This is a genomic window from Streptomyces sp. NPDC039430 (assembly GCF_055639435.1).
In genome coordinates this window covers 946,197-968,953 of record NZ_JBVKAK010000001.1, presented here as the reverse complement: position 1 = coordinate 968,953, position 22,757 = coordinate 946,197, and the positions used below count along the sequence as shown (strand labels likewise).

The 22,757-nt window shown below is 69.9% G+C and carries 24 protein-coding genes and 1 tRNA gene; 16 read left to right on the top strand and 9 right to left on the bottom strand.

What is annotated here, in order from left to right; translation table 11 throughout:
- Positions 1–3: 3 nt before the first annotated feature.
- From ACZ7LS_RS04145 to ACZ7LS_RS04105, 9 genes are all read left to right on the top strand, one after another.
- Positions 4–1,293, top strand: a complete 1,290-nt coding sequence (locus ACZ7LS_RS04145) for an ROK family transcriptional regulator (protein ID WP_385132510.1) — start codon at positions 4–6, stop codon at positions 1,291–1,293.
- A gap of 289 nt (positions 1,294–1,582) precedes the next feature.
- Positions 1,583–2,635: a hypothetical protein gene (locus tag ACZ7LS_RS04140; RefSeq protein ID WP_385132513.1), complete on the top strand. Its 1,053-nt coding sequence runs from the start codon at positions 1,583–1,585 to the stop codon at positions 2,633–2,635.
- A gap of 81 nt (positions 2,636–2,716) precedes the next feature.
- Positions 2,717–3,484: a GntR family transcriptional regulator gene (locus ACZ7LS_RS04135; RefSeq protein WP_382876482.1), complete on the top strand. Its 768-nt coding sequence runs from the start codon at positions 2,717–2,719 to the stop codon at positions 3,482–3,484.
- Between the two features lie 155 nt (positions 3,485–3,639).
- Positions 3,640–4,761: a TIGR03364 family FAD-dependent oxidoreductase gene (locus ACZ7LS_RS04130; protein WP_385132516.1), complete on the top strand. Its 1,122-nt coding sequence runs from the start codon at positions 3,640–3,642 to the stop codon at positions 4,759–4,761.
- A gap of 95 nt (positions 4,762–4,856) precedes the next feature.
- Positions 4,857–5,576: a phosphonatase-like hydrolase gene (locus ACZ7LS_RS04125; protein WP_385132614.1), complete on the top strand. Its 720-nt coding sequence runs from the start codon at positions 4,857–4,859 to the stop codon at positions 5,574–5,576.
- Positions 5,576–6,775, top strand: coding sequence for an ABC transporter ATP-binding protein (locus tag ACZ7LS_RS04120; protein ID WP_385132518.1), 1,200 nt, complete (start codon positions 5,576–5,578; stop codon positions 6,773–6,775). Before ACZ7LS_RS04125 ends, ACZ7LS_RS04120 begins: the two co-directional genes overlap by 1 nt.
- Positions 6,768–7,721: a 2-aminoethylphosphonate ABC transporter permease subunit gene (locus ACZ7LS_RS04115; RefSeq protein ID WP_385132521.1), complete on the top strand. Its 954-nt coding sequence runs from the start codon at positions 6,768–6,770 to the stop codon at positions 7,719–7,721. Before ACZ7LS_RS04120 ends, ACZ7LS_RS04115 begins: the two co-directional genes overlap by 8 nt.
- Positions 7,708–8,505 carry an ABC transporter permease gene (locus tag ACZ7LS_RS04110; protein ID WP_382521298.1) on the top strand — a complete coding sequence of 266 codons (798 nt, stop codon included), beginning with the start codon at positions 7,708–7,710 and terminating at the stop codon, positions 8,503–8,505. Before ACZ7LS_RS04115 ends, ACZ7LS_RS04110 begins: the two co-directional genes overlap by 14 nt.
- A gap of 14 nt (positions 8,506–8,519) precedes the next feature.
- On the top strand, positions 8,520–9,620 hold the full coding sequence (locus ACZ7LS_RS04105; protein ID WP_385132525.1) for a 2-aminoethylphosphonate ABC transporter substrate-binding protein: 1,101 nt from the start codon (positions 8,520–8,522) through the stop codon (positions 9,618–9,620).
- A gap of 138 nt (positions 9,621–9,758) precedes the next feature.
- Here ACZ7LS_RS04105 and ACZ7LS_RS04100 read toward each other — a convergent pair whose 3' ends face one another.
- Positions 9,759–10,199 (bottom strand): VOC family protein, encoded by a 441-nt coding sequence (locus tag ACZ7LS_RS04100; protein WP_382521303.1) that lies wholly within the window; start codon positions 10,197–10,199, stop codon positions 9,759–9,761.
- A 303-nt stretch (positions 10,200–10,502) separates the two neighbouring features.
- Here ACZ7LS_RS04100 and ACZ7LS_RS04095 point away from each other — a divergent pair, with 303 nt between their 5' ends.
- The 4 genes from ACZ7LS_RS04095 (at position 10,503) to ACZ7LS_RS04080 (ending at position 14,001) form a co-directional block, all read left to right on the top strand.
- Positions 10,503–11,282 (top strand): HAD-IIA family hydrolase, encoded by a 780-nt coding sequence (locus ACZ7LS_RS04095; RefSeq protein WP_356508579.1) that lies wholly within the window; start codon positions 10,503–10,505, stop codon positions 11,280–11,282.
- Between the two features lie 130 nt (positions 11,283–11,412).
- Positions 11,413–12,081 (top strand): hypothetical protein, encoded by a 669-nt coding sequence (locus ACZ7LS_RS04090; RefSeq protein ID WP_385132529.1) that lies wholly within the window; start codon positions 11,413–11,415, stop codon positions 12,079–12,081.
- 1 nt (position 12,082) lies between these two features.
- Positions 12,083–12,760 carry a class F sortase gene (locus ACZ7LS_RS04085; RefSeq protein WP_382666298.1) on the top strand — a complete coding sequence of 226 codons (678 nt, stop codon included), beginning with the start codon at positions 12,083–12,085 and terminating at the stop codon, positions 12,758–12,760.
- Positions 12,761–12,939: 179 nt separating this feature from the next.
- The gene (locus ACZ7LS_RS04080) at positions 12,940–14,001 is read left to right on the top strand and encodes a glycoside hydrolase family 6 protein (RefSeq protein WP_385132532.1); all 1,062 of its coding nucleotides are present in this window, start codon (positions 12,940–12,942) and stop codon (positions 13,999–14,001) included.
- A 615-nt stretch (positions 14,002–14,616) separates the two neighbouring features.
- Here ACZ7LS_RS04080 and ACZ7LS_RS04075 read toward each other — a convergent pair.
- The 4 genes from ACZ7LS_RS04075 to ACZ7LS_RS04060 all read right to left on the bottom strand — a co-directional run bounded on the left by ACZ7LS_RS04075 (position 14,617) and on the right by ACZ7LS_RS04060 (position 16,102).
- Positions 14,617–14,913, bottom strand: a complete 297-nt coding sequence (locus ACZ7LS_RS04075) for a DUF6414 family protein (protein WP_469449137.1) — start codon at positions 14,911–14,913, stop codon at positions 14,617–14,619.
- 270 nt (positions 14,914–15,183) lie between these two features.
- A complete protein-coding gene (locus ACZ7LS_RS04070) occupies positions 15,184–15,456 on the bottom strand; it encodes a hypothetical protein (protein WP_385132535.1) in 273 nt (90 codons plus the stop codon).
- A complete protein-coding gene (locus ACZ7LS_RS04065; protein ID WP_385132538.1) occupies positions 15,453–15,815 on the bottom strand; it encodes a hypothetical protein in 363 nt (120 codons plus the stop codon). Before ACZ7LS_RS04065 ends, ACZ7LS_RS04070 begins: the two co-directional genes overlap by 4 nt.
- On the bottom strand, positions 15,812–16,102 hold the full coding sequence (locus ACZ7LS_RS04060; protein ID WP_382881592.1) for a hypothetical protein: 291 nt from the start codon (positions 16,100–16,102) through the stop codon (positions 15,812–15,814). The genes ACZ7LS_RS04065 and ACZ7LS_RS04060 overlap by 4 nt, the downstream gene beginning before the upstream one ends.
- 233 nt (positions 16,103–16,335) lie before the next feature.
- On the opposite strand from ACZ7LS_RS04060, the gene ACZ7LS_RS04055 reads away from it, so the two are divergent.
- Positions 16,336–17,709 (top strand): sporulation protein, encoded by a 1,374-nt coding sequence (locus tag ACZ7LS_RS04055; protein WP_385132541.1) that lies wholly within the window; start codon positions 16,336–16,338, stop codon positions 17,707–17,709.
- 6 nt (positions 17,710–17,715) lie between these two features.
- Here ACZ7LS_RS04055 and ACZ7LS_RS04050 read toward each other — a convergent pair whose 3' ends face one another.
- A complete protein-coding gene (locus ACZ7LS_RS04050; RefSeq protein WP_385132544.1) occupies positions 17,716–18,636 on the bottom strand; it encodes a phosphotransferase enzyme family protein in 921 nt (306 codons plus the stop codon).
- Between the two features lie 149 nt (positions 18,637–18,785).
- Between ACZ7LS_RS04050 and ACZ7LS_RS04045 the strand changes: the two genes are divergently transcribed.
- Entirely contained in the window at positions 18,786–19,235 is a 450-nt protein-coding gene (locus tag ACZ7LS_RS04045; protein ID WP_385341582.1) for a DUF4291 family protein, read from the top strand.
- Positions 19,236–19,262: 27 nt separating this feature from the next.
- Here the strand turns inward: ACZ7LS_RS04045 and ACZ7LS_RS04040 are convergent, their stop codons facing one another.
- The 3 genes from ACZ7LS_RS04040 to ACZ7LS_RS04030 form a co-directional block, all read right to left on the bottom strand.
- The gene (locus ACZ7LS_RS04040) at positions 19,263–19,397 is read right to left on the bottom strand and encodes a galactose oxidase-like domain-containing protein (RefSeq protein WP_385132547.1); all 135 of its coding nucleotides are present in this window, start codon (positions 19,395–19,397) and stop codon (positions 19,263–19,265) included.
- Between the two features lie 8 nt (positions 19,398–19,405).
- Positions 19,406–20,800 (bottom strand): glycosyltransferase, encoded by a 1,395-nt coding sequence (locus ACZ7LS_RS04035; protein ID WP_385132550.1) that lies wholly within the window; start codon positions 20,798–20,800, stop codon positions 19,406–19,408.
- Positions 20,801–21,084: 284 nt separating this feature from the next.
- Positions 21,085–21,158 (bottom strand) — tRNA-Lys (locus tag ACZ7LS_RS04030).
- A 191-nt stretch (positions 21,159–21,349) separates the two neighbouring features.
- Here ACZ7LS_RS04030 and ACZ7LS_RS04025 point away from each other — a divergent pair.
- Entirely contained in the window at positions 21,350–22,756 is a 1,407-nt protein-coding gene (locus tag ACZ7LS_RS04025; RefSeq protein ID WP_385132553.1) for a peptidoglycan-binding protein, read from the top strand.
- The last annotated feature ends 1 nt before the right edge of the window (position 22,757 follow it).

The following is a 22,757-nucleotide window of genomic DNA, read 5'->3' as shown; positions in this document are numbered from 1 at the left end:
ACAATGGCAGACGTGACGGATGTGAACAGAGGCGTGAGCGGGGGCGCGAACCGAGGCGTGAACAGCGGCGTGATCGGAGGCGTGAACAGAGGGAGCGCGGGAGCCAACCTTCCGGTGCTGCGCGGGCACAACGCGGCGCTGGTGCTCGACCTGCTGCGTACGGCGGGCGAGGGCGGGATCAGCCGGCTGGAACTGGCCGAGCGCACCGGCCTCACCCCGCAGGCGGTCAGCAAGATCACGGCCAGGCTGCGCGCGGAGGGCATGGCGGCGGAGGCCGGGCGCCGGGCCTCCACTGGCGGTAAGCCCCGGACCGTACTGCGGCTCGTCCCCTCGGCCGCGCACGCCGTGGGCCTGCATCTGGATCGCGACGAACTGACGGCGGTCCTGGTCGACCTGGCCGGCACGCCGGTGGCGGTACGGAGGGTTCCGTTCGACCTCGGGGCGGGGGCGGAGCGGGTGATCGAGGCGGCGGCGGTGCAGGTGGACGCGGTACGCGCCGCGGCGGTACGGGGCGACGCGGTACGGGGCGGGGCCGGGCGCACGCGCGTGGATTCCCTACAGGCGGGGCTCGGAGTCGGAGCACCGTTCGGCGTCGGGGAACCGCTCGGAGTCGGAGCACCGCTCGGTGTCGGGGAACCGCTCGGCGTGGGAGTCGCGATGCCCGGTCCGCTCGATCACGTCACCGGCGTACCCCGGCGCGTCACCGGCTTTCCGCAGTGGGACGGTTTCCCGCTGCGCGAGGCCCTCGCCGCCCGGCTCCAGCTCCCCGTCGTCCTCGACAAGGACACCAACGCCGCCGCCCTCGGACTCGCGCCGCGCGGACCCGGCGACTCGTTCGTGTATCTCCATCTCGGCACGGGCCTGGGGGCCGGACTCGTCCTCGGCGGCACGCTCCACCGCGGCGCGCGCACCGGCGCGGGCGAGTTCGGTCACCAGGTCATCCAGCTCGACGGGCCCCTGTGCGAGTGCGGAAACCGCGGCTGTATCGAGGCGCTCTGTCTGGCGGCGGTCGCCCGCGGCGATCTGGCGGAGGCCGCGCGGGTGCTCGGCGCCGGGGCGGCCAATCTGGTGGGGCTGCTCGACATCGACCGTGTGCTGCTCGGTGGCCGGACGATCGCCGCGCATGAGGAGCGCTTCGTACGGGGAGTGGGCGCCGTCGTCGCCGAACGCGCCCGGGGCACGGGCATCCCGGTGGCGGCGGCCGAAGGAGGCGCGCACCCGGTCGCGGAGGGGGCGGCGCAGTTGGTGCTGGCGCCGGTGTTCCGGCACCGCCGAGGTGCGGAGCTGGGCTGATCGAGTTCATCTGTTCGATCGGTCATCCATTTGGGGGTACAGCACTCGGGTCGGGCCTCCGGCACATGACAGCGTCGAGGATGCGGGTCCCGTCCCAGGGCGGCCGACCGGCCGGCGAGGCAACTGCCCCGGCCTCCCGACCGTTTCGACCGCTCGACCGCTTCGACCCGACCGTTTCGACCGCTCGAAAGCGCCCGACCGCTCGACCCCCCACCACCGCTCGACCGCCCGACTGCCCGACCGCCCGCCCGTCACGCGATCAGCAAAGGCCGTGCGACCCATGCGATCCATGCGACCCACGTTCTCCTCGTGCTCCTCGTTCTCCTCGCGATCCAGTCGTCCCGCGCGAACCGAGCGGCTCCGTCGCGTCTTCACCCTCGGCGTCACCGCGGCCACCGCGATCGTGCCCGCCGCCCTGTCCGTACTGCCCGCGCTCACCCCGGAAGCGCGGGCAGCACAGGCGACGCGGGCGACGCGGGCAGGGTCGGCAGCGCAGGCAGTGCGGGCGACGGCTGTCCCGGTAACCACAGCCGGTGCGCGTGAGCCTCGCTGCGGCGACGTGTTCGACCGCGATTTCCCGATCGAGGCCCGTATCCACGGCGGGCCCGCCGGTTTCCGGCCCGGCGGCGGTCCCGGGGCCTGGTATCTCGATCTGACCAACACCACCGACGCGGACTGCCAACACATCCATCCCGTGGTCGTCCTCGCCGACCGGGACAGGACACTCGCCGTCTCCCAAGTCACGTTGCAGATCAGGCCGGCGACGTCGGGCGACGGAGGGCGGTGGCGCACGCTGTCGCTGGAGAAGACCGACGAGGACGAGATCGTCGGTGTCCTCAACGACGGCTTCCCGGGCTTCGTCATCCCCGGCGGCCGGACCGTGACCATCAGCGCACGGCTCGCGTTCGCCGCGGACACGCGCCCGAACAGGGTCCTGATGAGCGCCGCGACCGTACAGCGCCGGGGCCGTGACGGTGACTGGGTGGGGGAGTCCAACCCGTACGGCTTCGCCATCGGCGCGGGCGGAGTGAACGGCGACAAGGAAAAGAGGACGGACGCGCACGCGAGAGCGAGCACGGCGGCGAGCACGGCCCCGGACTCCGGCAGTGGCGTGACGCGCCCGTCCGGCCCCATACCCCCGTCCACCGCCACCCCCGGCGCACGCTCCTTCGCCCCCTCCGCCCCCTCCGCCCCCTCCGCCCCCTCCGAACCCCCGCCCGCACTCGCCCGCACCGGAACCGGCGGCGACCTCACCGGCCGTATCGCCGCCGCCGCGGCGCTGCTCACGGCCGGGGTCGTACTGGTCCTCGGCGTACGGCGGCTGCGGGCCGGGCGCCTCTGAGCCGTGGGCCGGGCACCCCTGAGCCGCGGGCCGGGCGCCCCTGACCGGCCGGGTTCGCCCGCCCCGTGCGAACATCCACCCGTGGACTACCCGAACGACCAGGCACCCGGCGCCCCCGTCCGCTCAGGTATCCCTGAGCACGGCCGCATCCCCAAGTACTACGCGGTCAAGGCACGGGTCGCCGTCCTGATAGAGGAGTTGGGCGAAGGGGGGCTGCTCCCCACCGAGCGCGATCTGGCCGTACGGTACGAGGTCTCCCGCGAGACCGTGCGCCAGGCCCTGCGCGAACTGCTGCTGGAGGGCCGGCTGCGCAGGCAGGGCAGGGGAACGGTCGTCGCGGGCCCCAAGCTGGAGCAGCCGCTTTCGCTCGCCAGCTACACCGAGGGCGTACGCAGGCAGGGCCGCCGGCCGGGCCGCAGCCTCATCTCACTCGACCGCTTCCCGTGCCCGCCCTCGCTGGCCGCCGAGACGGGGATGACGCGCGGCGAGCAGGTCTGGCACATGGAACGAGTGCTGCTGGCCGACGACGAGAGGGTCGGTCTGGAGAGCACCTATGTCTCCGCCGCCCGAGCGCCTTCCCTGGCCGCGGAGTTCGACCCCGACTCGTCCTTCTACGCCTATCTCCGCGACGAGCTCGGCATCGCCTTCGGCGACGCGGACGAACGGATCGAGACCGTTCTCGCCACCCCGCGCGAGGCGCTGCTGATCGGCACCCCGCCTGCCCTGCCCATGCTGCTGATCCACCGCGTCTCGCGCGATACGGAGGGCACCCCGCTGGAGCGCGTACGCACCCTCTTCCGCGGGGACCGGTTCAGCTTCACCACGCACCTGGGCGCGACCGGCGACTGACGGTTCAACGACTGGCGACCAGCCGCCACGGCGGCCATGAATATCCCGCTCGATCACGGAAAGATAACGGGTCTGGTCCAAGCTTGAGGGCCCGTTCACCGTCCGGTCGCCGACCGGACGGCTCCGGGCCACTACCCGCGAGGAGCGTTGCCGCCGTGAGAGTCATCGTCGTAGGAGCCGGCGTGGTGGGAACCATGCACGCCTGGCACGCAGTGAACCGCGGCCACGAGGTCGTACAGATCGAGCGGGAGACCGAGGCGCGAGGGGCCTCTCTCCGTAATTTCGGGCAGATTTGGGTGAGCGGCCGGGCGGGCGGCGAGGAGCTGGAGACGGCGCTGCGGGCCCGTGAGCTGTGGGAGGACATCGGCCGCCGCGTTCCTGATCTGGGCTTCCGGGCCAACGGCTCACTGACGCCCGTGCGTACCGAACTGGAGTTCGCTGTCGCCGAGTCGGCGGCCTCCCGCCCCGACGCCGCCGCTCGCGGCTACCGACTGCTCACCGCCACCGAGGCGCGGCAGGTCAACCCGGCGCTCCGGGGGGACTTCACGGCCGCGCTGTGGTGCGAGCGGGACGCCGCCGTCGAGCCGCGTACGGCCCAACTCGCCCTCAAGCGGGAGCTGCTGGCGTCCGGGCGGTACACCTACCTCGGCGGGCGCGAGGTGCGCGAGGTCGTCGGGGAGCACGCCGTCCGTGACGACCATGGCGAGACGCACTCCGGCGACGCCGTCATCCTCTGTACGGGCGCCGCGCTGAGCGGGCTCGTCCGCGAGCTGGTGCCCGATCTGCCCGTGCGGCGCGTGCGCCTCCAGATGATGCAGACCGATCCGCTCGGCGAGGACCTCACGACCTCTGTCGCCGACGCCGACAGCTTCCGCTACTACCCGGCCTACGCGAGCGCGGCGCTCGACGCGCTCAACTCCGGGCAGGCACAGGCCCCCGTGGCCGCCGAGCACCGGATGCAACTGCTGATGGTGCAGCGCGAGGACGGCGGGCTGACCATCGGCGACACCCACGAGTACGCGCACCCCTTCGCCTTCGACCTGCTGGACGACCCGTACGCGCATCTCGCCGCCGTCGTCGAGTCCTTCCTCGGCCGTCCGCTGCCGAGGATCCGGCGTCGCTGGGCCGGGGTGTACGCGCAGTGCACCGACACCAGCCGGGTCGTGCACCGGCAGCGGGTGCGGGACGGGGTGTGGCTGGTGACGGGGCCGGGCGGGCGCGGGATGACCTGCTCGCCCGCCATCGCCGAGACGACCGCGAACGAACTGGACTGGTGAGCGAGGTGAGCAGGGTGAGCAGCGGAAGTGAGACGAGCAAGGCGAGAACGGCGAGCAAGGCGAGAACGGCGAGTGGGGCGAGCGAGGTGAACAAGGTGGACGAGAAGAACGGGACGGGAAAGCCGACCGGCGGCACCAAGGGCGCGATCAAGCTCGTCGTGCTGGACATGGCGGGCACCACGGTCGCCGACGGCGGACTCGTCGAGCGCGCGTTCTCGGCGGCGGTGCGCCGGATGGGCGCCGAGCCGGAGTCGATGCTCGGTCATGTGCGCGCCACCATGGGCGAGTCCAAGATCTCCGTCTTCCGGCATCTCTTCGGCGACGAGGCGAAGGCCCAGCAGGCCAACACCGCCTTCGAGACGGCGTACGGGGAGCTGGTCGCCGCCGGGCACATCGCGCCCGTGGCCGGTGCGCGCGACGCCATCGAGGAGCTGCGCGCCGACGGCCGGACGGTGGTGCTGACCACGGGCTTCGCCCGCGTCACCCAGGACGCGATCCTCGACGCCCTGGGCTGGCGGGACCTGGTGGAGCTCACCCTCTGCCCGGCCGACGCGGGCGGGCGCGGGCGCCCGTACCCGGACATGGTGCTCGCGGCCTTCCTGCGCACCGGCGCGGCCGACGGGGTCCGGGAGATCGCGGTCGCCGGTGACACGTCGTACGACATGCTCAGCGGGGTACGGTCCGGCGCGCGGATCGTCGCGGGCGTGCTCACCGGTGCTCATGACCGGGACGCGCTGGAGGCGAACGGCGCGACGCACGTCCTTGCGTCGGTCGCCGGTCTGCCGGCCGCCCTCGCCGCGGCGGAGGCGGAGTGATGACCGACCCCGTGGTCAGGGCCGCCACCCCCCAAGACGGCACCGCGCCCCCTTCTCCGGCCCCTTCTCCGTCTCCGTCTCCGTCCCCGTCCCCTTCCCCGTCCCCTTCCCTGTCCCCCTCCTCGTCTTCGCACAGCGGCATCCGCTTCGCCGGCGTCTCGGTCGCGTACGGCGGGACCACCGTCCTCGACTCCCTCGATCTGACCGTCGAGCCCGGGGAGTTCATGGCACTTCTCGGCCCCTCCGGCTCCGGCAAGACGACCGCGCTGCGCGCCGTGGCCGGATTCGTACGTCCCGTCGCCGGACGGGTGTTCATCGGAGGCCGGGACGTCACCGACCTGCCGCCGTACCGGCGCGGCATCGGCATGGTCGTCCAGCAGTACGCGCTCTTCCCGCATCTGCGGGTCGAGGAGAACGTCGCCTTCGGGCTCAAGGCGCAGCGGGCCCCGAAGGTTCCCAGGGGCGAGATCCCCGGCCGTGTCGCCGAGGCGCTCGGACTGACCGGCATGGCCGCGTACGCCCGGCGCTACCCGCGCGAACTCTCCGGCGGTCAGCAGCAGCGCGTCGCCATCGCCCGCGCGCTCGCCATCCGCCCCCGGGTGCTGCTCCTCGACGAGCCGCTCTCCGCGCTCGACGCGCGGCTGCGCTCCGGAATGCTCACCGAACTGGCCCGGCTGCACCGCGAGTTGCCCGACGTCTCCATCCTGTACGTCACCCACGACCAGGTCGAGGCGCTCACCCTGGCGGACCGGATCGCCGTCATGGACCGGGCCCGGCTGACGGACTGCGGCACCCCGCGCGAGCTGTACCGCACCCCCCGTTCCGAGTTCACGGCGTCCTTCGTCGGCAACGCGAATCTGCTGCCCGTCACGGTCGGCGCGGCCGGGGTCGGCTTCGCGGGTACGGAGATCGAGGTCGCGACCGGCGACGCGGCGCGGGGCGCCACGGCGACCCTCTGCGTCCGCCCGCACCTCGTCGGCCTCGGCGCCGGGCCCAACGCCCTGCGCGGCACGGTCGCCGAGGTGCAGTGGCGCGGCTCCACCCACCGGCTGTACGTGGAGGTGGCCGGCCACCGGCTCAAGGCGGACGTACGGGAACTGCGCGAGCCCCCGGCCCTCGGCGACGAGGTGACCGTGCACTTCGCGCCAGAGGACGCGGTGCTGCTGCCCGCCGGTGCGGCTGGTGGACCCGATGTCTAGCGCCGTGCCCGGTGCCGTGTCCGCTGCCGCGGCGGCGAGCGAGCCCGTACGACGCTCCGGCAGGAGGACGCCGAAGGATCACGGGACGCCGAAGGGCCGCAAGGCGCCGAAGCCCCGTGGAGCCCGGCGCGACCGCAGGCTTCTCGGGGTCCTGCCGCCCGTCGCCGCGCTCGGTCTCTTCTTCCTCTATCCGCTCGCGCTGGTCGTCCGGCAGTCCTTCTCCCCCGACGAGGGCGGCATCTCGATCGGGCCGTACACCGAGGTCTTCACCTCAACGGCCTTCCGGGAGGCGCTCACCACCACGGTCCTGCTGGCCGTCGGCTCGACCGCCGGCTGTCTGGTCCTCGGCTTCGCCCTCGCCCTGGTCATCGCCTTCGTACCGTTCCCGGGCAGCCGGGCCGTCGCCCGCTTCATCGACGTCTTCCTCTCCTTCCCGTCCTTCCTGATCACGCTCGCCCTGCTGTTCATCTACGGCACGGTCGGCATGGTCAACGGTGCTTGGACGGACCTCACGGGCGCCGCGTCCGGGCCGGTCGCGTTTCTGACCACCCCCTGGGGAGTGCTCCTCGCGGAGATCACGTACTTCACGCCCTTCGTGATACGCCCGCTGCTCGCCGCCTTCTCCCAACTCGACCCCGCGCAGCTCGAAGTGGCGTCCTCGCTCGGTGCCCGGCCGGCCAGGATCGTGCGGCGGGTGATCCTGCCCGAGGCGCTGCCCGCGCTCGCCGCCGGCGGCAGTCTCGTCCTCGTCCTCTGCCTCAACGAGTTCGGCATCGTGCTCTTCACCGGCGCCAAGGGGGTCACGACCCTGCCGACGCTCGTCTACAGCAAGGCGATCCTCGAATCCGACTATCCGGCCGCCTGCGTGGTCGCCGTCGTCAATGTCGCCCTCTCCGTCGGGCTGTACGCCATCTACCGAGTGGTGGCTCGCCGTGCTGGTGCATAGCCGTACGGGACGCTGGGCCGCCTGGGGCGGCTTCCTCGTCCTTTTCCTCCCGCTCTTCGCGCTGCCGCTGCTCGTCGTGGTCGCCGCGTCGTTCTCCACGAACTGGTCGGGCGCGCTGCCCTCCGGGCCGACCGCCGGGCACTACAGCGCCGCCGTACGCGGTGAATCTCTGCAGGCCCTGACGACCAGCCTGATCACAGCCGTCACCGCGAGCCTGCTTGCGCTGACCATCGGGACCTGGGCCGCGCTGGCCGGAGCCGCGCTCGAAAGGCGCGGACGCCGCCTCCTCGACGCGCTGTTCATGCTGCCCGTCGCCGTGCCGTCGGTTGTCGTGGGGCTCGCCGTACTGGTCGCGTTCAGCCGGCCGCCGCTGCTGCTGAACGGCACCCGCTGGATCGTGATCCTCGCGCACACCGTGCTGGTCACCGCGTTCGCCCAGCAGTCCGTGTCGGCGGCCGTCCGGCGGCTCGACCCGATGTACGAACAGGCCGCCGCGTCGCTCGGCGCCCGCCCCTCGTATGTGCTGTGGCGGGTGCGGATCCCGCTCCTGCTGCCGTCGCTCAACGCGGCCGCCGGCCTCTGCTTCGCCCTGTCCATGGGCGAGTTGAGCGCCACGATGATGCTCTATCCGCCCGACTGGATGCCCCTGCCGGTGCGGATCTTCACCGCCACCGACCGCGGCTCCCTCTTCACCGGCTCGGCCGTCGCCGTCGTTCTGATGGGCACGACGCTGCTGGTGCTGCTCGCCCTTTCCCGTATCCGCACCAAAGCCACTTTCCGCTAGGAGAAGACCACGTTATGCGCGCCTTCACCCACCAGCCGTTGCCCTTCACCCACCGGTCGTTCCCCGCCGTGCCGCTGCTCGCGGGCGGTCTCGTACTCGCGCTCTCCCTCACCGGGCTCACCGGCTGCGGTGCGTCCTCCACCGCCTCGGACGAGAAGTCCGTCACCGTCTACAGCGCCGACGGACTCAAGGGCGAGAACGGCGACGGCTGGTACGACCAGGTCTTCAAGGACTTCGAGATGGAGACCGGCATCAAGGTCAACTACGTCGAGGGCGGATCAGGCGAGGTCGTACAGCGCGCCGTCCGCGAGAAGTCCAACACCCAGGCCGATGTCCTCGTCACCCTCCCGCCGTTCATCCAGCAGGCCGACGCCAAGGGACTGCTCCAGTCGTACGCTCCGCGCGGCGCCGAGCACCTCGACGCGGCGGGCAGGTCGGCCGACTCCACCTGGACCGCGGTCGTCAACAACTACTTCGGCTTCATCCGGAACACCAAGGAACTCAAGCAGGCGCCCACGACCTGGGAGGACCTGCTCGACCCGGCATACAGGAACAAGCTCCAGTACTCGACGCCCGGTGTCGCGGGCGATGGTACGGCCGTGGTCATCAAGGCCATGTACGACTTCGGCGGGAAGGAGCCGGCGATGGCCTATCTCAAGAAGCTCCAGGCCAACAACGTCGGCCCGTCGTCCTCCACCTCCAAGCTCGCGCCCAAGGTCGACAAGGGCGAGATCCTGGTGGCCAACGGAGACGTCCAGATGAACTTCGCGCAGGCCAGGTCCATGCCGAACCTCGGCATCTGGTTCCCGGCGAAGGACGGCGGCAGCCCCACCACCTTCGCGCTGCCCTACGCGGCCGGTCTGGTCAGCGACGCCCCGCACAGCGCCAACGGCAAGAAGCTCCTCGACTTCATGCTGGCCGAGCGGGCGCAGCGGCAGGTCAGCGAGATCGGCGGCGGCTTCCCGGCCCGTACGGACATCAAGCCCACCGACGCCAACGCCGTCGCGCTCACGAAGCTGATCGACGGAGTCGAGATCTTCGAGCCGGACTGGAACGACATCGAGAAGAACCTCGACGCGTACATAGACGCCTGGAAGTCGGCCACCGGCAGCTGACCACCCGGAGCCGGGCAGCGGACCGTCCGGGACCGGTCGGCGGACCGGGCCGGCCCCGGAGGCGGCCCCCGATGGGGACGTCGGGCGGGTTCGGAACCTCGACGCTCTCGTTCGGCCCCGTGGTTCGGTCCCGCCTTCTCAGCCCAGTTGCTCGGCCAGTCCGACGATGATGCCCTCCGGGCCACGGACGTAGCAGAGCAGATAGCTGTCCTCGAACCGGGCGATCTCGCCGAGGAGTTCGGCGCCGTGAGGGCGCAGGCGGGCAACGGTGTTCTCGATGTCGTCGACGGCGAACATGACGCGGTGCGTGCCCAGAATGTTGTGCGGCCGGTCGCGCGGCCCGTCGCTGATCGCCGCGGGGCTGCGGTACCTCGCCAGTTCGAGCCGGCTGTGACCGTCCGGGGTCCGTACCATCGCGATGTCGCAGTGGACGCCGTCGAGTCCGGTGCACTGGTCGGCGACGAGGCCCTGGACCTCCGCCCTGCCCTCCAGCTCCATGCCGAGTTCCACGAAGAACGCGATGGCGGCGTCCATGTCCTCGACGACGATGCCGACGTTGTCCATCCGCTGAATCGCCATGCTGGTTGCTCCTTCTTCCTCGGGCGGCCGGTGGTGGCCGCTGCTGCCCCTGGGACGGAGCCGGTGGCACGTTCTCGACATCCGCGGACCGCCGAACTTCCAGAAACCTGAATCGCGCCCCGGCACCGCTCCCATGAAGACGATCAGCCGTAGCGTGCCGCCGCTTGCCCTGTGAGGTCCGGACAGGACCTGGCTGCCTGGGTGTGCGGTGGGCGGGACCCCATGCCGTCCACCGCACACCCTGGTTAGGCTGGGCGTGTCGGACCGTCCATTATTGGCCACCGCAGAGCGGAGAACAGTCCAGTGGCAGAGCGCAAGCCGATCGAGTCCTGGCTCACGGACATGGACGGCGTCCTCATTCATGAGGGGGTCCCGATCCCCGGCGCCGCCGAGTTCATCAAGCGACTGCGGGAGTCGGGCAGGCCGTTCCTCGTCCTCACCAACAACTCCATCTACACCCCGCGCGACCTCCAGGCCCGGCTGGCCCGGATGGGGCTGGATGTGCCCGTGGACAACATCTGGACCTCGGCGCTCGCGACCGCCAAGTTCCTGGAGGACCAGCGGCCCGGCGGTACGGCGTATGTCATCGGCGAGGCCGGGATGACCACGGCCCTGCACGACATCGGCTATATCCTCACCGACCACGAGCCGGACTATGTGGTGCTCGGCGAGACCCGTACGTACAGCTTCGAGGCGCTGACCCGGGCGATCCGGCTGATCAACGGCGGAGCGCGGTTCATCTGCACCAACCCCGACGAGACCGGCCCCTCGACTGAGGGACCGCTGCCCGCGACCGGCGCCGTCGCCGCGCTGATCACCAAGGCCACAGGCAAGGAGCCGTACTTCGCGGGCAAGCCCAACCCCCTGATGATGCGGACCGGGCTCAACGCCATCGGCGCGCACTCCGAGACCAGCGCGATGATCGGTGACCGGATGGACACCGATGTGCTGGCCGGACTGGAGGCCGGGATGGAGACCTTCCTGGTGCTGACCGGCGTGACCACCCCCGGCGATGTGGACCGCTACCCGTTCCGCCCGTCGACGATCGTCGACTCGATCGCCGACCTGATCGACCGGGTCTGAGGGCGGTACCTGAGGGCGTGTCCGAGGGGCGTCTGAGTGTGTCCGTGCGGCGTATGAGCGAGTGACCGCGCGCTGAGGATGCGAAAACCCTCGGCGCGCGTGAGTCTGTCGTGTACCAGGAGGTATCACGATGCGTTCAGGGTTGCTCGCGCTCCGTGGCGCGGGAGCGGTCGCCGTGCTGATGGCCACGCCTGTCCTCGGCGCCGCCACCGCGCAGGCCCATGATTCCGTACGGGTCACGCTCACTCCGTCCGCCGTCGCCCCGGGCGGCGAGATCGAGATCAGGGCCGAGGGCTGCCGTAGCGGCTCGGCAGCCGCCGTGTCGCGGGCCTTCGCCGCAGACGCGCGGCTGAGGGACCGCGCCGGCGGCGCGTTGACCGGATCCACCCTCGTCGGATCCTCCGCCAAGGAGGGCAGATACGAGATCGACGTACGCTGCGACGGTCATGGCCACGCGGGCGCGGGCGGCTTCGAGGTCGTCGCCCACGCCAGACAGGACCGGCCCGAGCAGTACGCCAGTCCCGTCGCGCCGGTCCGGGCGGGCGGCGGCGGTACGGCACCCCTGGCCGCCGCCGCGGATGTGGCCACCGACGTGGGCGACGTACACGGGGTACGGGGCGTGGGCGGTGACGAACGGACGGAACGGACGGAACGGACGGATTCGCGGACGGCCGCCGAGGCGACCGGGCCCGGTACCCCGCACGCGGTGATCGGACTCGTCCTGGCGGGCGTCGCGGCGGTTGCCGTGGCCCTCAGGAGCGCACGGCGCTCGCGCCACTCCGACCGGGACGCGGACTGATATGTCCGGCCGGAGCGCGACGCCGGGCGTCGGCAGACTGCTGGCCGGAGTGACCTGGGCCGTCCTGCTGCTGGTGCTCTGGCTCTGGGGCCGCGACGTCGGCGAAGGACCCGGCGGGTGGTCCGCGCTCACCACCGGCGATGTGGCGGCGGTCGGCCGCCCGCAGGGGGTGGCGCGGCCACCGGCCCGTACCCCGCTGGACCCGGCGGAGCCCCGGCGCGTGGAGGTGCCGTCGATAGGGATCGACGCGCCGGTCGTGGCCCGGGGGCTCGATGACACCGGGGCGGTCGATCCGCCGCCGTACGGGACACCGCGCGCGGTCGGCTGGTACAGCGGCGGGGTCCAGCCGGGCGCGGAGGGCGCCGCGCTCTTCGTGGGCCACGCCGACACCGAGACGAAACCGGCCGTGTTCCACGGGCTGAGCGCGGCCCGGCCCGGCGCCAAGATCCGGGTGACCAGGGCCGACGGGAAGACCGCCGAGTTCACCATCGACGATGTGCGGGTCTTCGGCAGGGACCGCTTCGACGCGCACAAGGTCTACGGGCCGCACAAGAAGTCCCGCGCGGAACTGCGGCTGATCACCTGCGGTGGCACCTTCGACCGTGCGACGGACTCCTACACGGCGAATGTGGTGGTCTCGGCGTATCTGACGGGAGTGAGCGAGCCGCGTGACAGCTGACGGGCCCGGCCCGGGACCGGACCGGTCCCGAGGGCGGTATGCCAGGATCGGCGGCAACCGGGCGGGCTCGGTCGGGGCCGGCCGGGGCGGCCGGGGGAGGGCGGCCCGGGCCCCGGACCCGGGCCCCGGACCCGGACGCCGTGACGGCGACACAGTGACGGTGCACCAAGGGGGAGTGGATGTACGGCAGTTATTCCGGCCGCGGCCGTGGCGTCTGCGCCGGACGCGTACGGGCCGGTGTGGCGGCGGCCGGGGCGGTGCTGCTGCTCGCGGGCTGTTCGTCCGACGGCGACGGTGAGGGCGGTGAAGGAGGCGACGGCGGCGGTACGAAGTCGGCGCCGATCGGCCAGCGGCCCAAGGCGGACGCGCCGTACTGGGTCAACCCCGACGGCAGGGCCGCCCGTCAGGTCGCCGCGTACGACAGCGCGGGCGACACCGGGAACGCCGCGCTGATCAGGAAGATCGCCGAACAGCCGGTCGCCGAGTGGATCGGCCCCGACACCCCCGAGGCGCAGACCAGGGGCTTCACGGAAGCGGCGGCGAAGGCCGACCGCGACGCGCTGCTCGTCCTCTACAACATCCCGCACCGCGACTGCGGCCAGTTCTCCAAGGGCGGCGCCGCGGACGGCGACGCGTACCGTGCGTGGGTCGACCAGGTCGCGAAGGGCATCGGCGACCGCCGGGCGACGGTCGTCCTGGAGCCCGACGCGGTCCTGCACCTGGTGGACGGCTGCACCCCCGCCCAGTTCCACGAGGAGCGGTACGACCTGCTCAAGGGCGCCGTCCAACGGCTCAAGCAGCAGCCGGCGACCTCGGTCTATCTGGACGCGGGCAACGCCGGCTGGCAGACCCCGGACGCGCTCTTCGAACCGCTCCAGCGGGCGGGCATCGCCGACGCGGACGGCTTCTCCGTCAACGTGTCCAACTTCTACCCGACCGCGGCGAGCGCGGACTTCGGCAAGCGCCTCTCCGCGAAGGTCGATGGCAAGCCCTTCGTCATCGACACCAGCCGCAACGGCAACGGCCCGTACACGAAGGGCGATCCGGCCGAGAACTGGTGCAACCCGCCGGGCCGGGCGCTCGGCGAACCGCCGACCACCACGACAGGCGACCCGCTGGTCAAGGCGTATCTCTGGATCAAGCGCCCGGGAGAGTCGGACGGCGACTGCAAGGGCGGCCCCAAGGCGGGCGACTGGTACCCGGACTACGCCCTGGGCCTGGCGCGCAACAGCCGGGGGTAGCCGGGATGGGGTGTGGCGGGTGGGGCCGCCACCTTTGAGCATCGCGGTTGCGGGTTGGGCGTCAACGGTGCTCCCTCGTCGCGTCGGCAAGACGATGACGCCCCGCTCCAGTCCGGCCGGTGCCGGTACCGCGCACATGACAATCAGCCGTCGGATGCCAGAGAAGAGGCCATGCCGTGGCTGGGCCTTTGCCACCTCCCCGGTACGCCGCCCTAGTTGGCACCGGGAGGCTTAACACCTCGTCCGGTCGCGTCACTCAGTAAGCGCCACTGCACCGCTCCGGGGGATGGATCGGTACACGGCAAACGGGATAAGCGAGAAGCCAGGATGCTGCGGAAGCGGTTTCCTCTGTACCGTAACTGCCGATACCGCCAACGATTGTCCATTCCTGCCGCTCCGTTCCATATCGAGCGAACAGAATATGCGCCTCGCTGTCCAGATATTGACGTCCTTCTTGGAGGCGCGAGTTAATGAGGACGCCTTTCGTTGGAGTGAGGTTGACGTGAAGGCCAGGCGCAACCCAAAGGCTGAGAATGTCGATGCTGCGTAGCGAGTGTCAAACAGCGAGCCCATGGCTGTTTACTCTGACCAGAGATCCCAGAGGTAGATTTCTTTTCAGTTCACCAGAAGTCCACTGACTAGGGTCGCAGACCTCTTGTGATATATCTCGAAGGAGTAGCTCCGATTCCAAGGTCTGTTCAAGCATCGGAAATAGTGCGTCTCCCTGGGATTTATTCGTGTATGTTCACTTCCGGAGCCTTGAAAATATTGCCCAGCGACGCGTGGGCCTACAGTTGTCCTTTTTTCTTTACGTTCCGTCTCTCGAGATTCTTCTGCAATCCCTCCATCCAGTTGGGCCAGAATTTCCCTTACCTTGTCAGTGTCGACGTATAGGAACTCGCGAAGCGTCATGCGCCACCCTCCCCTTCCAGTAAGAGGTATCGTATGCCGTCCATTCTCTCAAGTCCCTTTCCCCGCAGGCTGGCTGAACACTGATCTTGCCGGGCCGCGCCGTAGGAGGACACGACGAAGGCCCCGGTACCTTCGGCACCGGGGTTCGTGGTCGTTTGTGATCGGTCCCCAGCCGGACCCCCCGCGCCTGCCAGGGTTTCAGGGGTGGTCCGGTGCTATGTCAGCGGTTGTTGTGGGTGGAGCTCCGTCCGGTCGCAGGCCGGGGAGAGATCAGAATCGTTGTCGGCCGCCGGGGTATTGGATGGGCTTGCGGCAGTCCGGCGCATTTTCGCGCATGGGTTCGCCGTCGAGTGCATAGCAGAGCGAGGCGTGAAGTTGCTCGGCCTCTGCCACGGTCAGCAGCAGCGAGGAATTGGCGACGTGCTTACCGAGGTGGACGACCTGGAGCGGCAGTGTCAGTTGGCCGTTCTGGTCGCGGCTGAGTGACTGGCCCGATACCGGTCCGATCTGCCATTCAAGCGTCCTGTGGGTAGGCCGGTTCATGCGGGCGTCTCCTCGGAGGGTGACGTGATGTCGTTCGGGCCGTTGTTGCCGTCGTCGACCGGTTCGATGTCGTCGTCTTCAAGTTGAGGGAGTCGGTCGCCGCGGCTCTCGGCCACCCGCAGGGCGTCGCTCAGTGCTTCGTACAGCCGGGCGCTCAGGTAGCGGAGTTCCCAGGCTTTGACATTCTCGTCCTTGAGCATGCTGGCCGCGTGGCCGAGGAGGACGTCACCAGCTTGGAGCTGCACCTCTTCCATCTGGTCGGCGAGCTGGGACAGATGGCTGCGACCGTCGTCCGTGACGAGGTACGAGCGTTGTCCGGCTGGGCCGAGCCAGGGCAGGAGTCGGGGATTCTTGCTCACTGTGCCACCGCCGTCCAGTGGGCGGTGCAGACCAGGCCCATGCGGCAGCCGCAAGCCGGACCGGGGCGAGTGCGACGCTCGTGCGCGATGACGTACGGGCGGACGAGGCGGACGTCTTCGCCACGGATCGCGCGCCAGATGTACGGGTCGGGAACGCGCGGCAGGCTCATCGTCGGCGTGTCCACACAGGGAATGACAGGGCTGGTTTTGGCCGCGCGATGATGGCCCGGGGCGGGAAATAGCAGTCTCAGCAGCGACTCGAAAATCCTGCCGATAGGGTTCCGCATGTCTACCTGCTTTCTCAGGTGGGCCATGCCCCGGGGTGCCGCTACGCACCGCCGGGGTGTCTTGTCTCGACAGTCAACGACCGTCTTTGGCCATGCGGCAGCGTTCACATGGGGGTTCACGTACACACGTGGGTTCACGAATTTCGGGTAAGGGGGTTCACGGTGAACCCCCTTACCCGAAACTGCTGTGACAGGATGAACACTTGGCGTGACGCCGGGGGTGCCAGCAGAACGTGAACAGAGAGCCGAATCATCAGTTGGCCGCCGTCATGGCGGAGGCAGGATCCTCGAACAAGGGTCTGGCCAAGCGGGTTCGTGAGGCCGCGGAGCGGCACGGTGAACGCTTGGGGACCGCGCACGTCGCTGTTCAGCGATGGCGGGACGGTGCTGGAATACAGAGGCAGACCGCCGCGTTCGTCGCCGAGGCCCTGAGCGACAAGTTACGACGGCGGATCACCCCGAAGGACCTCGGTTTCCCTGGGGCAGCGCCGGCCCCCGCATCCACGGTCGGTATGCCGTACGCCGGTTCCCTGGCCGAGACGCTGAGCACCCTCGAAAGTCTCACACACCAGCGCCCGGAGGACCGGCCGGGGGATGAGCCCCCACTTCCTGACAGCGATGTCCACTCCGCCGCCCTTGCCTGGCTGGTGTCCCGCCCGGACGGTGTTCCTACGGACGCCTCCGCCACGCGTCGAGTCGGCATGCGCGACGTCGCAGCCATCCGGACCGCCGCTGGGTTCTTCATGCAACTCGACTTCCAGTTCGGCGGCGGACACGCGCACAAGGCTTTCCGGCACTACTTCCGCGAAGACGCCCTGCCCCTCCTCGGCGCCGGCTACAGCGCCAAGGTGGGAGAAGCACTGTTCGCTGCAGCGTCGGAGATGTCGCAGCTCCTTGCCTGGAGCGCGTACGACAGCGGGAACCACACCCTTGCGGACCGCTACATGATGTCGACGCTGCGACTGACCCAGGTGTCCGGTGACCGCATGATGGGTGCGCGCATCCTCACCAACATGAGTCACCAGGCGAACTACTTGGGCCGAGTGCCCAGGGCCGTCATGCTCGCCCGCGCATCGGTGGAGGGAGGGAAGGGTAGTTCGACACCACGAGCCATGGCGCTCTTCTCCGCTCACGAGGCCCGCGCGCTGTCCACTTCTCAGGACCACAGGGGCGCCGCGCGCGCGATGAATGACGCGGAGAAGTTCTTCGAGCGAGCCGACGGCGCCGAAGATCCTGAATGGCTCGCCTACATGGACGAGGCCGAGCTGATCGGCGAGTTCTGCCACTGCTTCCGGGACTTGAAGCAAGGCGCCGAAGCCGTCCGGTTCGCCGAGCGCGCCGTAGCGCTCACCGACCCCAAGTACGCGCGCACGCTCGGCTTCTGCCGCATGGTTCTCGCACAGAGCCAGCTACTCAACGGGGACCTTGACGCCGCCGTGACAACGGCCAGTCTCGCTGTCGAAGCGGGAGACGCCCTCCAGTCCGCCCGGTTCCAGCGGTACGTGGGCGACTTCCAACGCGAGGTTTCGGTTCACGGGACGCTTCCGATCGTCCAGCAGTTCAACGGGCAGGTACGGGACGCGATGGAGCGCTTGGACGATGAGTAGCCGGGCTCAGCCCGGGTTCCAGTCGCGCGGCGCGTCGTCGTTCCGCAGCGAGGAGATCCGACGGGCGTACTCCGCCGCTGTCCCGGAACTCTCGGAGACGTTCTGCATGAGCCACGTCGTCATGTTGAATTCCTGCACTGCCCGCAGCGTGGAAAACCCGGACCAGGTACGGAGATCCCGCCCGTACGCGCCGACGAAGGCGCCGTACTCCTCCGGGGTCTGCCACCCCAGGCTGTGATGCTCGGTGGCCGTGACCATGAGATCCCACTCGGGAGAGTCGAAGCTGAACCTCTCCAGATCAATCAGGATCACCTGATCGTTCTTGGCCACCATGAGGTTCTGCACATGGGCATCCCCGTGCACGGGACCCTTCTCGGACTCGAACCAAAGGTCTCCCACCCGATCCCGCAGCTCACGCGCACGCTTGCGCAGGAACGCACGATCGTCCTCCGGTATGTCCACCGCGGCGTTGATCCGCCGGTCCGTCCGGTCCAGGACCGGGTACGGCGGCAGCGTCAACGTGTCCGGCAGGCTGAGCGAGTGAAGGTCACGCAGAACCCCGCCCAGCTCTCCGTACGTCGGCTTCCGGTCGCTCTCCTCGATCAGGTGCCAGAACGTCACGGGATGACCGTCAACGATCATCGGCTGTTCCAGATCATCGACCACCCGCGTGACCGGGAACCCCTCACCCGCCAGCCAGCGCGACACCTGAACCTCACCCCGCGCCGAGTCCAGATACTCCGTCGATCGTGCGATCCGCACCACCACGGGGCGCGCGGCGAGGCGGAACAGAGCGTTCTCGCCCAGCCGGATCAGACGCGCGCCGTCACCGTCGAGACCCGCGCGTCGGCACGCCGCCGCCACCACCTGAGTGGCGCTCGCCGACGTGAACCCCTTTCCCGTACTCTCCGCTGCATCAGACGGCATGCCCGTACCCACCCCTTAGATACCGCGGCGGCGACCTGGCCGTCGGCAACAGACGTCTGTGCGACGCTACCCACGGGCAGCGAAGACAGACGATTCCGGGGCGTGAGGATCGGCCATCCTCGGAGACATGGATCACTCGGCCCTGGGGCATGGCCTCTGGCCTGCTGGTATGCGACAGAGTGGAAGAGGACTACGAACAACGCTTGACATGGATCAAGCCGTCTTTCCTGTGGATGTTACACCGCCGCGGCTGGGGCACTAAAGAGGATCAGACGTCCGTGCTGGCCGCGTCGATCGCCCAGGACGGGATGGAGTCGGCTCTGGCGTATGCCTGTTTGTCGCACTACGACCGCGCCGTGCACCTCGTACCGGCGCTCTGGAAGCGCGAGTTGAAGCGCTCTCCTGCCCGCGTGCCAGGGGACCCCGCTCGCCCACACGATCCATGCCCATGTGCCGGAGGGGGAGTTGGAGGCCGCGCGGCACTTGCTCTCCCGCGAGCGCCCCTACCCCGTGGACGACGGACTTCCGGCCCACCTGCACGAGTGAACCGAGCACCAGCCGGGATGTCCTCTGCCGATCTTCCGGGCTCATGGCCGTGATCGCGTCGCCCCTCCACGGCATGGCCGCTAAGGGATCTCCACCCACACGCCCTCCGACGACGTTCCCTCCTCGTCCGTGACGAACGGCATGTACCAGCCCGGCGAGACCAGCGCGCTGTTCTTCGGCACCGTGACCTCGACGCCGTCCGCCGTCTTCTTCATGTCCAGGGTCAACCGACCGCTGTTCGACGTCGGTGACATGGGTGACCGCGCTCGGTCGCATCAGCTTCGCCGTCTTGACCGACGCAGGGTCCTTCGTCCTGAAGGCGGCCGTGCCGCCGCGCTCGACACTCTTCGGGCCGCCCGAGAGCATGGGGCGTGCGTCGCGGAAGAGGTACGGCGGGGTGTAGATCTCGATCCGCTGCTCGAAGACGCCCGGCTTGGTGTTGGCCTTGTCGGCGAAGAGCGTGTCCGAGCCGAAGATCATGACGCGGCCGTCGGGCGGCAGCACCGAGCCCGAGAGGCAGTTGCGGCCCACCGCCGGGTCTGCCACCCGCTTGTACGTGGACGAGACCGGGTCGTACATCCGGGCCTGGAGCACGTCGGAGCCGCCGCGCCCCCCGGTAGTCCTCCGAGCCGCCGGTGACCAGCACGCTGTCGTCGGGCAGCAGCGAGGCGCTCGGGTAGCGGGTGCCCTTCTCCAGCGTCGGGCCGTCCGTGAAGCGGGGGTCGGGGTCCTTCAGATCGACCAGCCGGGACTTGTCGCTGGTCCGCGGATTCCGGGCGCGGTGCATCTCGAAGCCCGTCGCCATGTCCTCGGTGATCGAGTCGTACAGACCGCCGATCTGCTTGAGAGCCCTGATCCGGACCGCGTTGCTCGTCCCGACGAACATGGGGGCGCCGTAGCGGTTGCCCGCGCGCTGGATCAGCGCGTGGAAGAGGAACTGCTGCGATTCGGCGGCCTTGGTGACGAACGTGTCGTAGTTGCCGTAGACCTGCGGGCCGATGACGAAGCCGACGTCCGGGTCGCGGAAGTAACCGAGCATCCGCTCCAGGTAGTTGGGCATCGGTACGTGGTCGGTGTCGACGGAGGCGAAGAACTCGTAGTCGTCGCCGTGCGCGTCCAGCCAGGCGTTGTAGTTGCCGTGCTTGGTCTTCGCGCGGTGCGCGCCCATGGCCTGGTTCCACACCATCTCCAGGGGCTCCTTGCCCGGTACGAAGGAGGTGAGGAAGGCCACGCGGGTATTGGCCTCGGGCACGACGGGGACCGGGTCGCGCGCCACCAGCGTCGCGTGCGCGTTCGAGAGGACGTTCATCGTGCGGAACAGCTCGATCAGTCCGATCGAGACGAGCATCACGATGTCGAGGACGAGCAGGAGATCGTTCTTGACGTTCGGGTCACGCTCCGTCCAGTGCTGCGGCTGCATCAGCCAGACGAAGAGGCCGAGCGAGAGCAGCGGGGCCGCGCCGAGCAGCAGGGCGGCGCGGATACGGTGCGGCTCCTGGGAGAGCAGCGAACGGTACTGGACGCGGTACGGCTTGGCCGGATCGGGCCTGGTGAGGGGTCCGGCGAGCCGGCTGTCGCACGGACGGGGCCACCGACCGCTGTTCGGCGTCGGTGACATGGGTGACCCCGCCGGACCCACCGCTGGGGCATCCCCTCGTACCGCGTCCAACTGTTCGGACCGCACGCCCCATTGGCGTTCACCAGCCCAGTCTGATCATGTGAAGAACCCTGGGGGATTCGCCCCGGAGGGATCGTATCGTGGGCGGCGCGGTGCACGAGCGGGTGCGAGTGGGCGCGAGCCCGGGTGAGCGGGGCGAGTGGGGGCGGGCGGGGGCGTCAACGAGTGGTGCGACACAACGAGCGAGGCCCCCTCACATGAAGTGAGAGGGCCTCGACTGTGCGTGCGCCGCCAGGGACTCGAACCCCGGACCCGCTGATTAAGAGTCAGCTGCTCTAACCAACTGAGCTAGCGGCGCCTGCTGACCTGGCCAACTCTACCCGATCGGCTTGGGTGGCCCCGACCATTTGATGGGTGTTGCGGCCTGTCGGATTGTCCTTTCTTCCCTTTGATCCGTCAAAATGCGATTTGTTCGGACAGTTGACGCACTGGCGCTCGTGCAGCCGCGCCCAAAGATCTTGATGACTTGATGAGTGTGGAGGGGATCGCATGACCGTCCCGGTCTTCGAGGAGTACGAGCCCGCTCCCGACTGCCCCTGTGCGGGATGCGCCGAGCACCGGCGCGATCTGGCCAGAGGGCTGCCGGTACGGGCCGGTGGCCATCCGGCCGCGCACGGTGCCCGGCGCGCACTGGTGCTGGTGACCGCCGCCGGGGTGGCGCTGGGCGTGCCGTGCGCGGGCGCCGGCACCGCATGGGCCGCCGCGCCGCCCGGTACGGCTGCCGGCACCTCCGTCGATCCGCATCCGGTCACCCCTCAGGGCGGCAGCGGCCCCCTGCACGGGCGACCGCAGTCGAGCAAGCCACCGGGCGAACTGCGCGCGACCACCCGGGCCGACATCATCAACCGCGCGAAGCGGTGGGTGCAGGCGCAGGTGCCGTACAGCATGGAGAAGTACTGGTCGGACGGGTACCGCCAGGACTGTTCCGGCTATGTGTCGATGGCCTGGAACCTCTCCGACAACGAGTGGACGGGCAGCCTGGCGGATTTCGGCGTACGGATCTCGCGGGACGAGCTGGAGCCCGGGGACATGCTGCTCTTCCACAATCCGGCCGACCCCAACAAGGGCTCGCACGTCACGCTCTTCGGCGGCTGGACCGACTACACGCACTCCTACTACGTGGCCTACGAGCAGACCAAGCCGCATACGCGTACGGAGTCCACGCCGGTGGGGTACTGGAACAACCCCGACCGCTATGTGCCGTACCGCTATAAGGGGCTGACCGAGGTATCGGAGGGCAAGGGGGCGAACTCGGCCACGGGCAACGGGGCCGGGATGCCTGCGGCGTACCCGGGGGAGCGCTCCTTCGGGCCGGGCGCCCGCAACGCGTATGTCACCCGGCTCGGCCGGCTGCTGATCCAGCGGGGCGGCAAGCGGTTCTACAGCCAGGGCCCAGGACCCGAGTGGGGCGAGGCGGACCGGCGGGCCACGCAGGCGTTCCAGCTCGCGCAGGGCTGGAGCGGCGCGGAGGCGGACGGCCGGCCTGGGCCCGGGACCTGGCGCCTGCTGGTGAAGGGCCTGGGCAGGAACATCCCGGCCGAGGACGCGGGCGGGCGCCCCGGCGGCTCCGTCGGTGGCGGTGGCGGTGGCGGTGGAGCCGGGAGTGGCGCGAGCGGGAACGGGAGCGGGAGCGGGGGCGGGAGCGGTACGGGGAAGGCGCCGGCGTTCCCGGGCGTCGAGTTCTTCCGGCCCGGCCAGTCCAGCGTCCACGTCGAACAGCTCGGCAGACAGCTGGTGCGGAAGGGCTTCGGCAAGCACTACACCTCGGGTCCCGGCCGGCTCTGGACCGAGGCCGACCGGCGTAACACCGAGGCGTTCCAGCGCGCTCAGGGCTGGAGCGGCAGCGCGGCCAACGGTTACCCCGGTCCGGAGACCTGGCGGCGACTCTTCGCATGAC

Coding starts and splice junctions, on each gene's coding strand:
- ACZ7LS_RS04100 (WP_382521303.1), bottom strand. CDS start 10,199: ATGGCGATTCAGCGGATGGACAACGTCGGCATCGTCGTCGAGGACATG.
- ACZ7LS_RS04060 (WP_382881592.1), bottom strand. CDS start 16,102: ATGCGGAACCCTATCGGCAGGATTTTCGAGTCGCTGCTGAGACTGCTA.
- ACZ7LS_RS04035 (WP_385132550.1), bottom strand. CDS start 20,800: ATGTCACCGACGCCGAACAGCGGTCGGTGGCCCCGTCCGTGCGACAGC.
- ACZ7LS_RS04145 (WP_385132510.1), top strand. CDS start 4: ATGGCAGACGTGACGGATGTGAACAGAGGCGTGAGCGGGGGCGCGAAC.
- ACZ7LS_RS04040 (WP_385132547.1), bottom strand. CDS start 19,397: ATGAAGAAGACGGCGGACGGCGTCGAGGTCACGGTGCCGAAGAACAGC.
- ACZ7LS_RS04050 (WP_385132544.1), bottom strand. CDS start 18,636: ATGCCGTCTGATGCAGCGGAGAGTACGGGAAAGGGGTTCACGTCGGCG.
- ACZ7LS_RS04080 (WP_385132532.1), top strand. CDS start 12,940: ATGTACGGCAGTTATTCCGGCCGCGGCCGTGGCGTCTGCGCCGGACGC.
- ACZ7LS_RS04025 (WP_385132553.1), top strand. CDS start 21,350: ATGACCGTCCCGGTCTTCGAGGAGTACGAGCCCGCTCCCGACTGCCCC.
- ACZ7LS_RS04140 (WP_385132513.1), top strand. CDS start 1,583: ATGCGACCCACGTTCTCCTCGTGCTCCTCGTTCTCCTCGCGATCCAGT.
- ACZ7LS_RS04045 (WP_385341582.1), top strand. CDS start 18,786: ATGGCCTCTGGCCTGCTGGTATGCGACAGAGTGGAAGAGGACTACGAA.
- ACZ7LS_RS04105 (WP_385132525.1), top strand. CDS start 8,520: ATGCGCGCCTTCACCCACCAGCCGTTGCCCTTCACCCACCGGTCGTTC.
- ACZ7LS_RS04090 (WP_385132529.1), top strand. CDS start 11,413: ATGCGTTCAGGGTTGCTCGCGCTCCGTGGCGCGGGAGCGGTCGCCGTG.
- ACZ7LS_RS04070 (WP_385132535.1), bottom strand. CDS start 15,456: ATGAACCGGCCTACCCACAGGACGCTTGAATGGCAGATCGGACCGGTA.
- ACZ7LS_RS04120 (WP_385132518.1), top strand. CDS start 5,576: ATGACCGACCCCGTGGTCAGGGCCGCCACCCCCCAAGACGGCACCGCG.
- ACZ7LS_RS04085 (WP_382666298.1), top strand. CDS start 12,083: ATGTCCGGCCGGAGCGCGACGCCGGGCGTCGGCAGACTGCTGGCCGGA.
- ACZ7LS_RS04075 (WP_469449137.1), bottom strand. CDS start 14,913: ATGACGCTTCGCGAGTTCCTATACGTCGACACTGACAAGGTAAGGGAA.
- ACZ7LS_RS04115 (WP_385132521.1), top strand. CDS start 6,768: ATGTCTAGCGCCGTGCCCGGTGCCGTGTCCGCTGCCGCGGCGGCGAGC.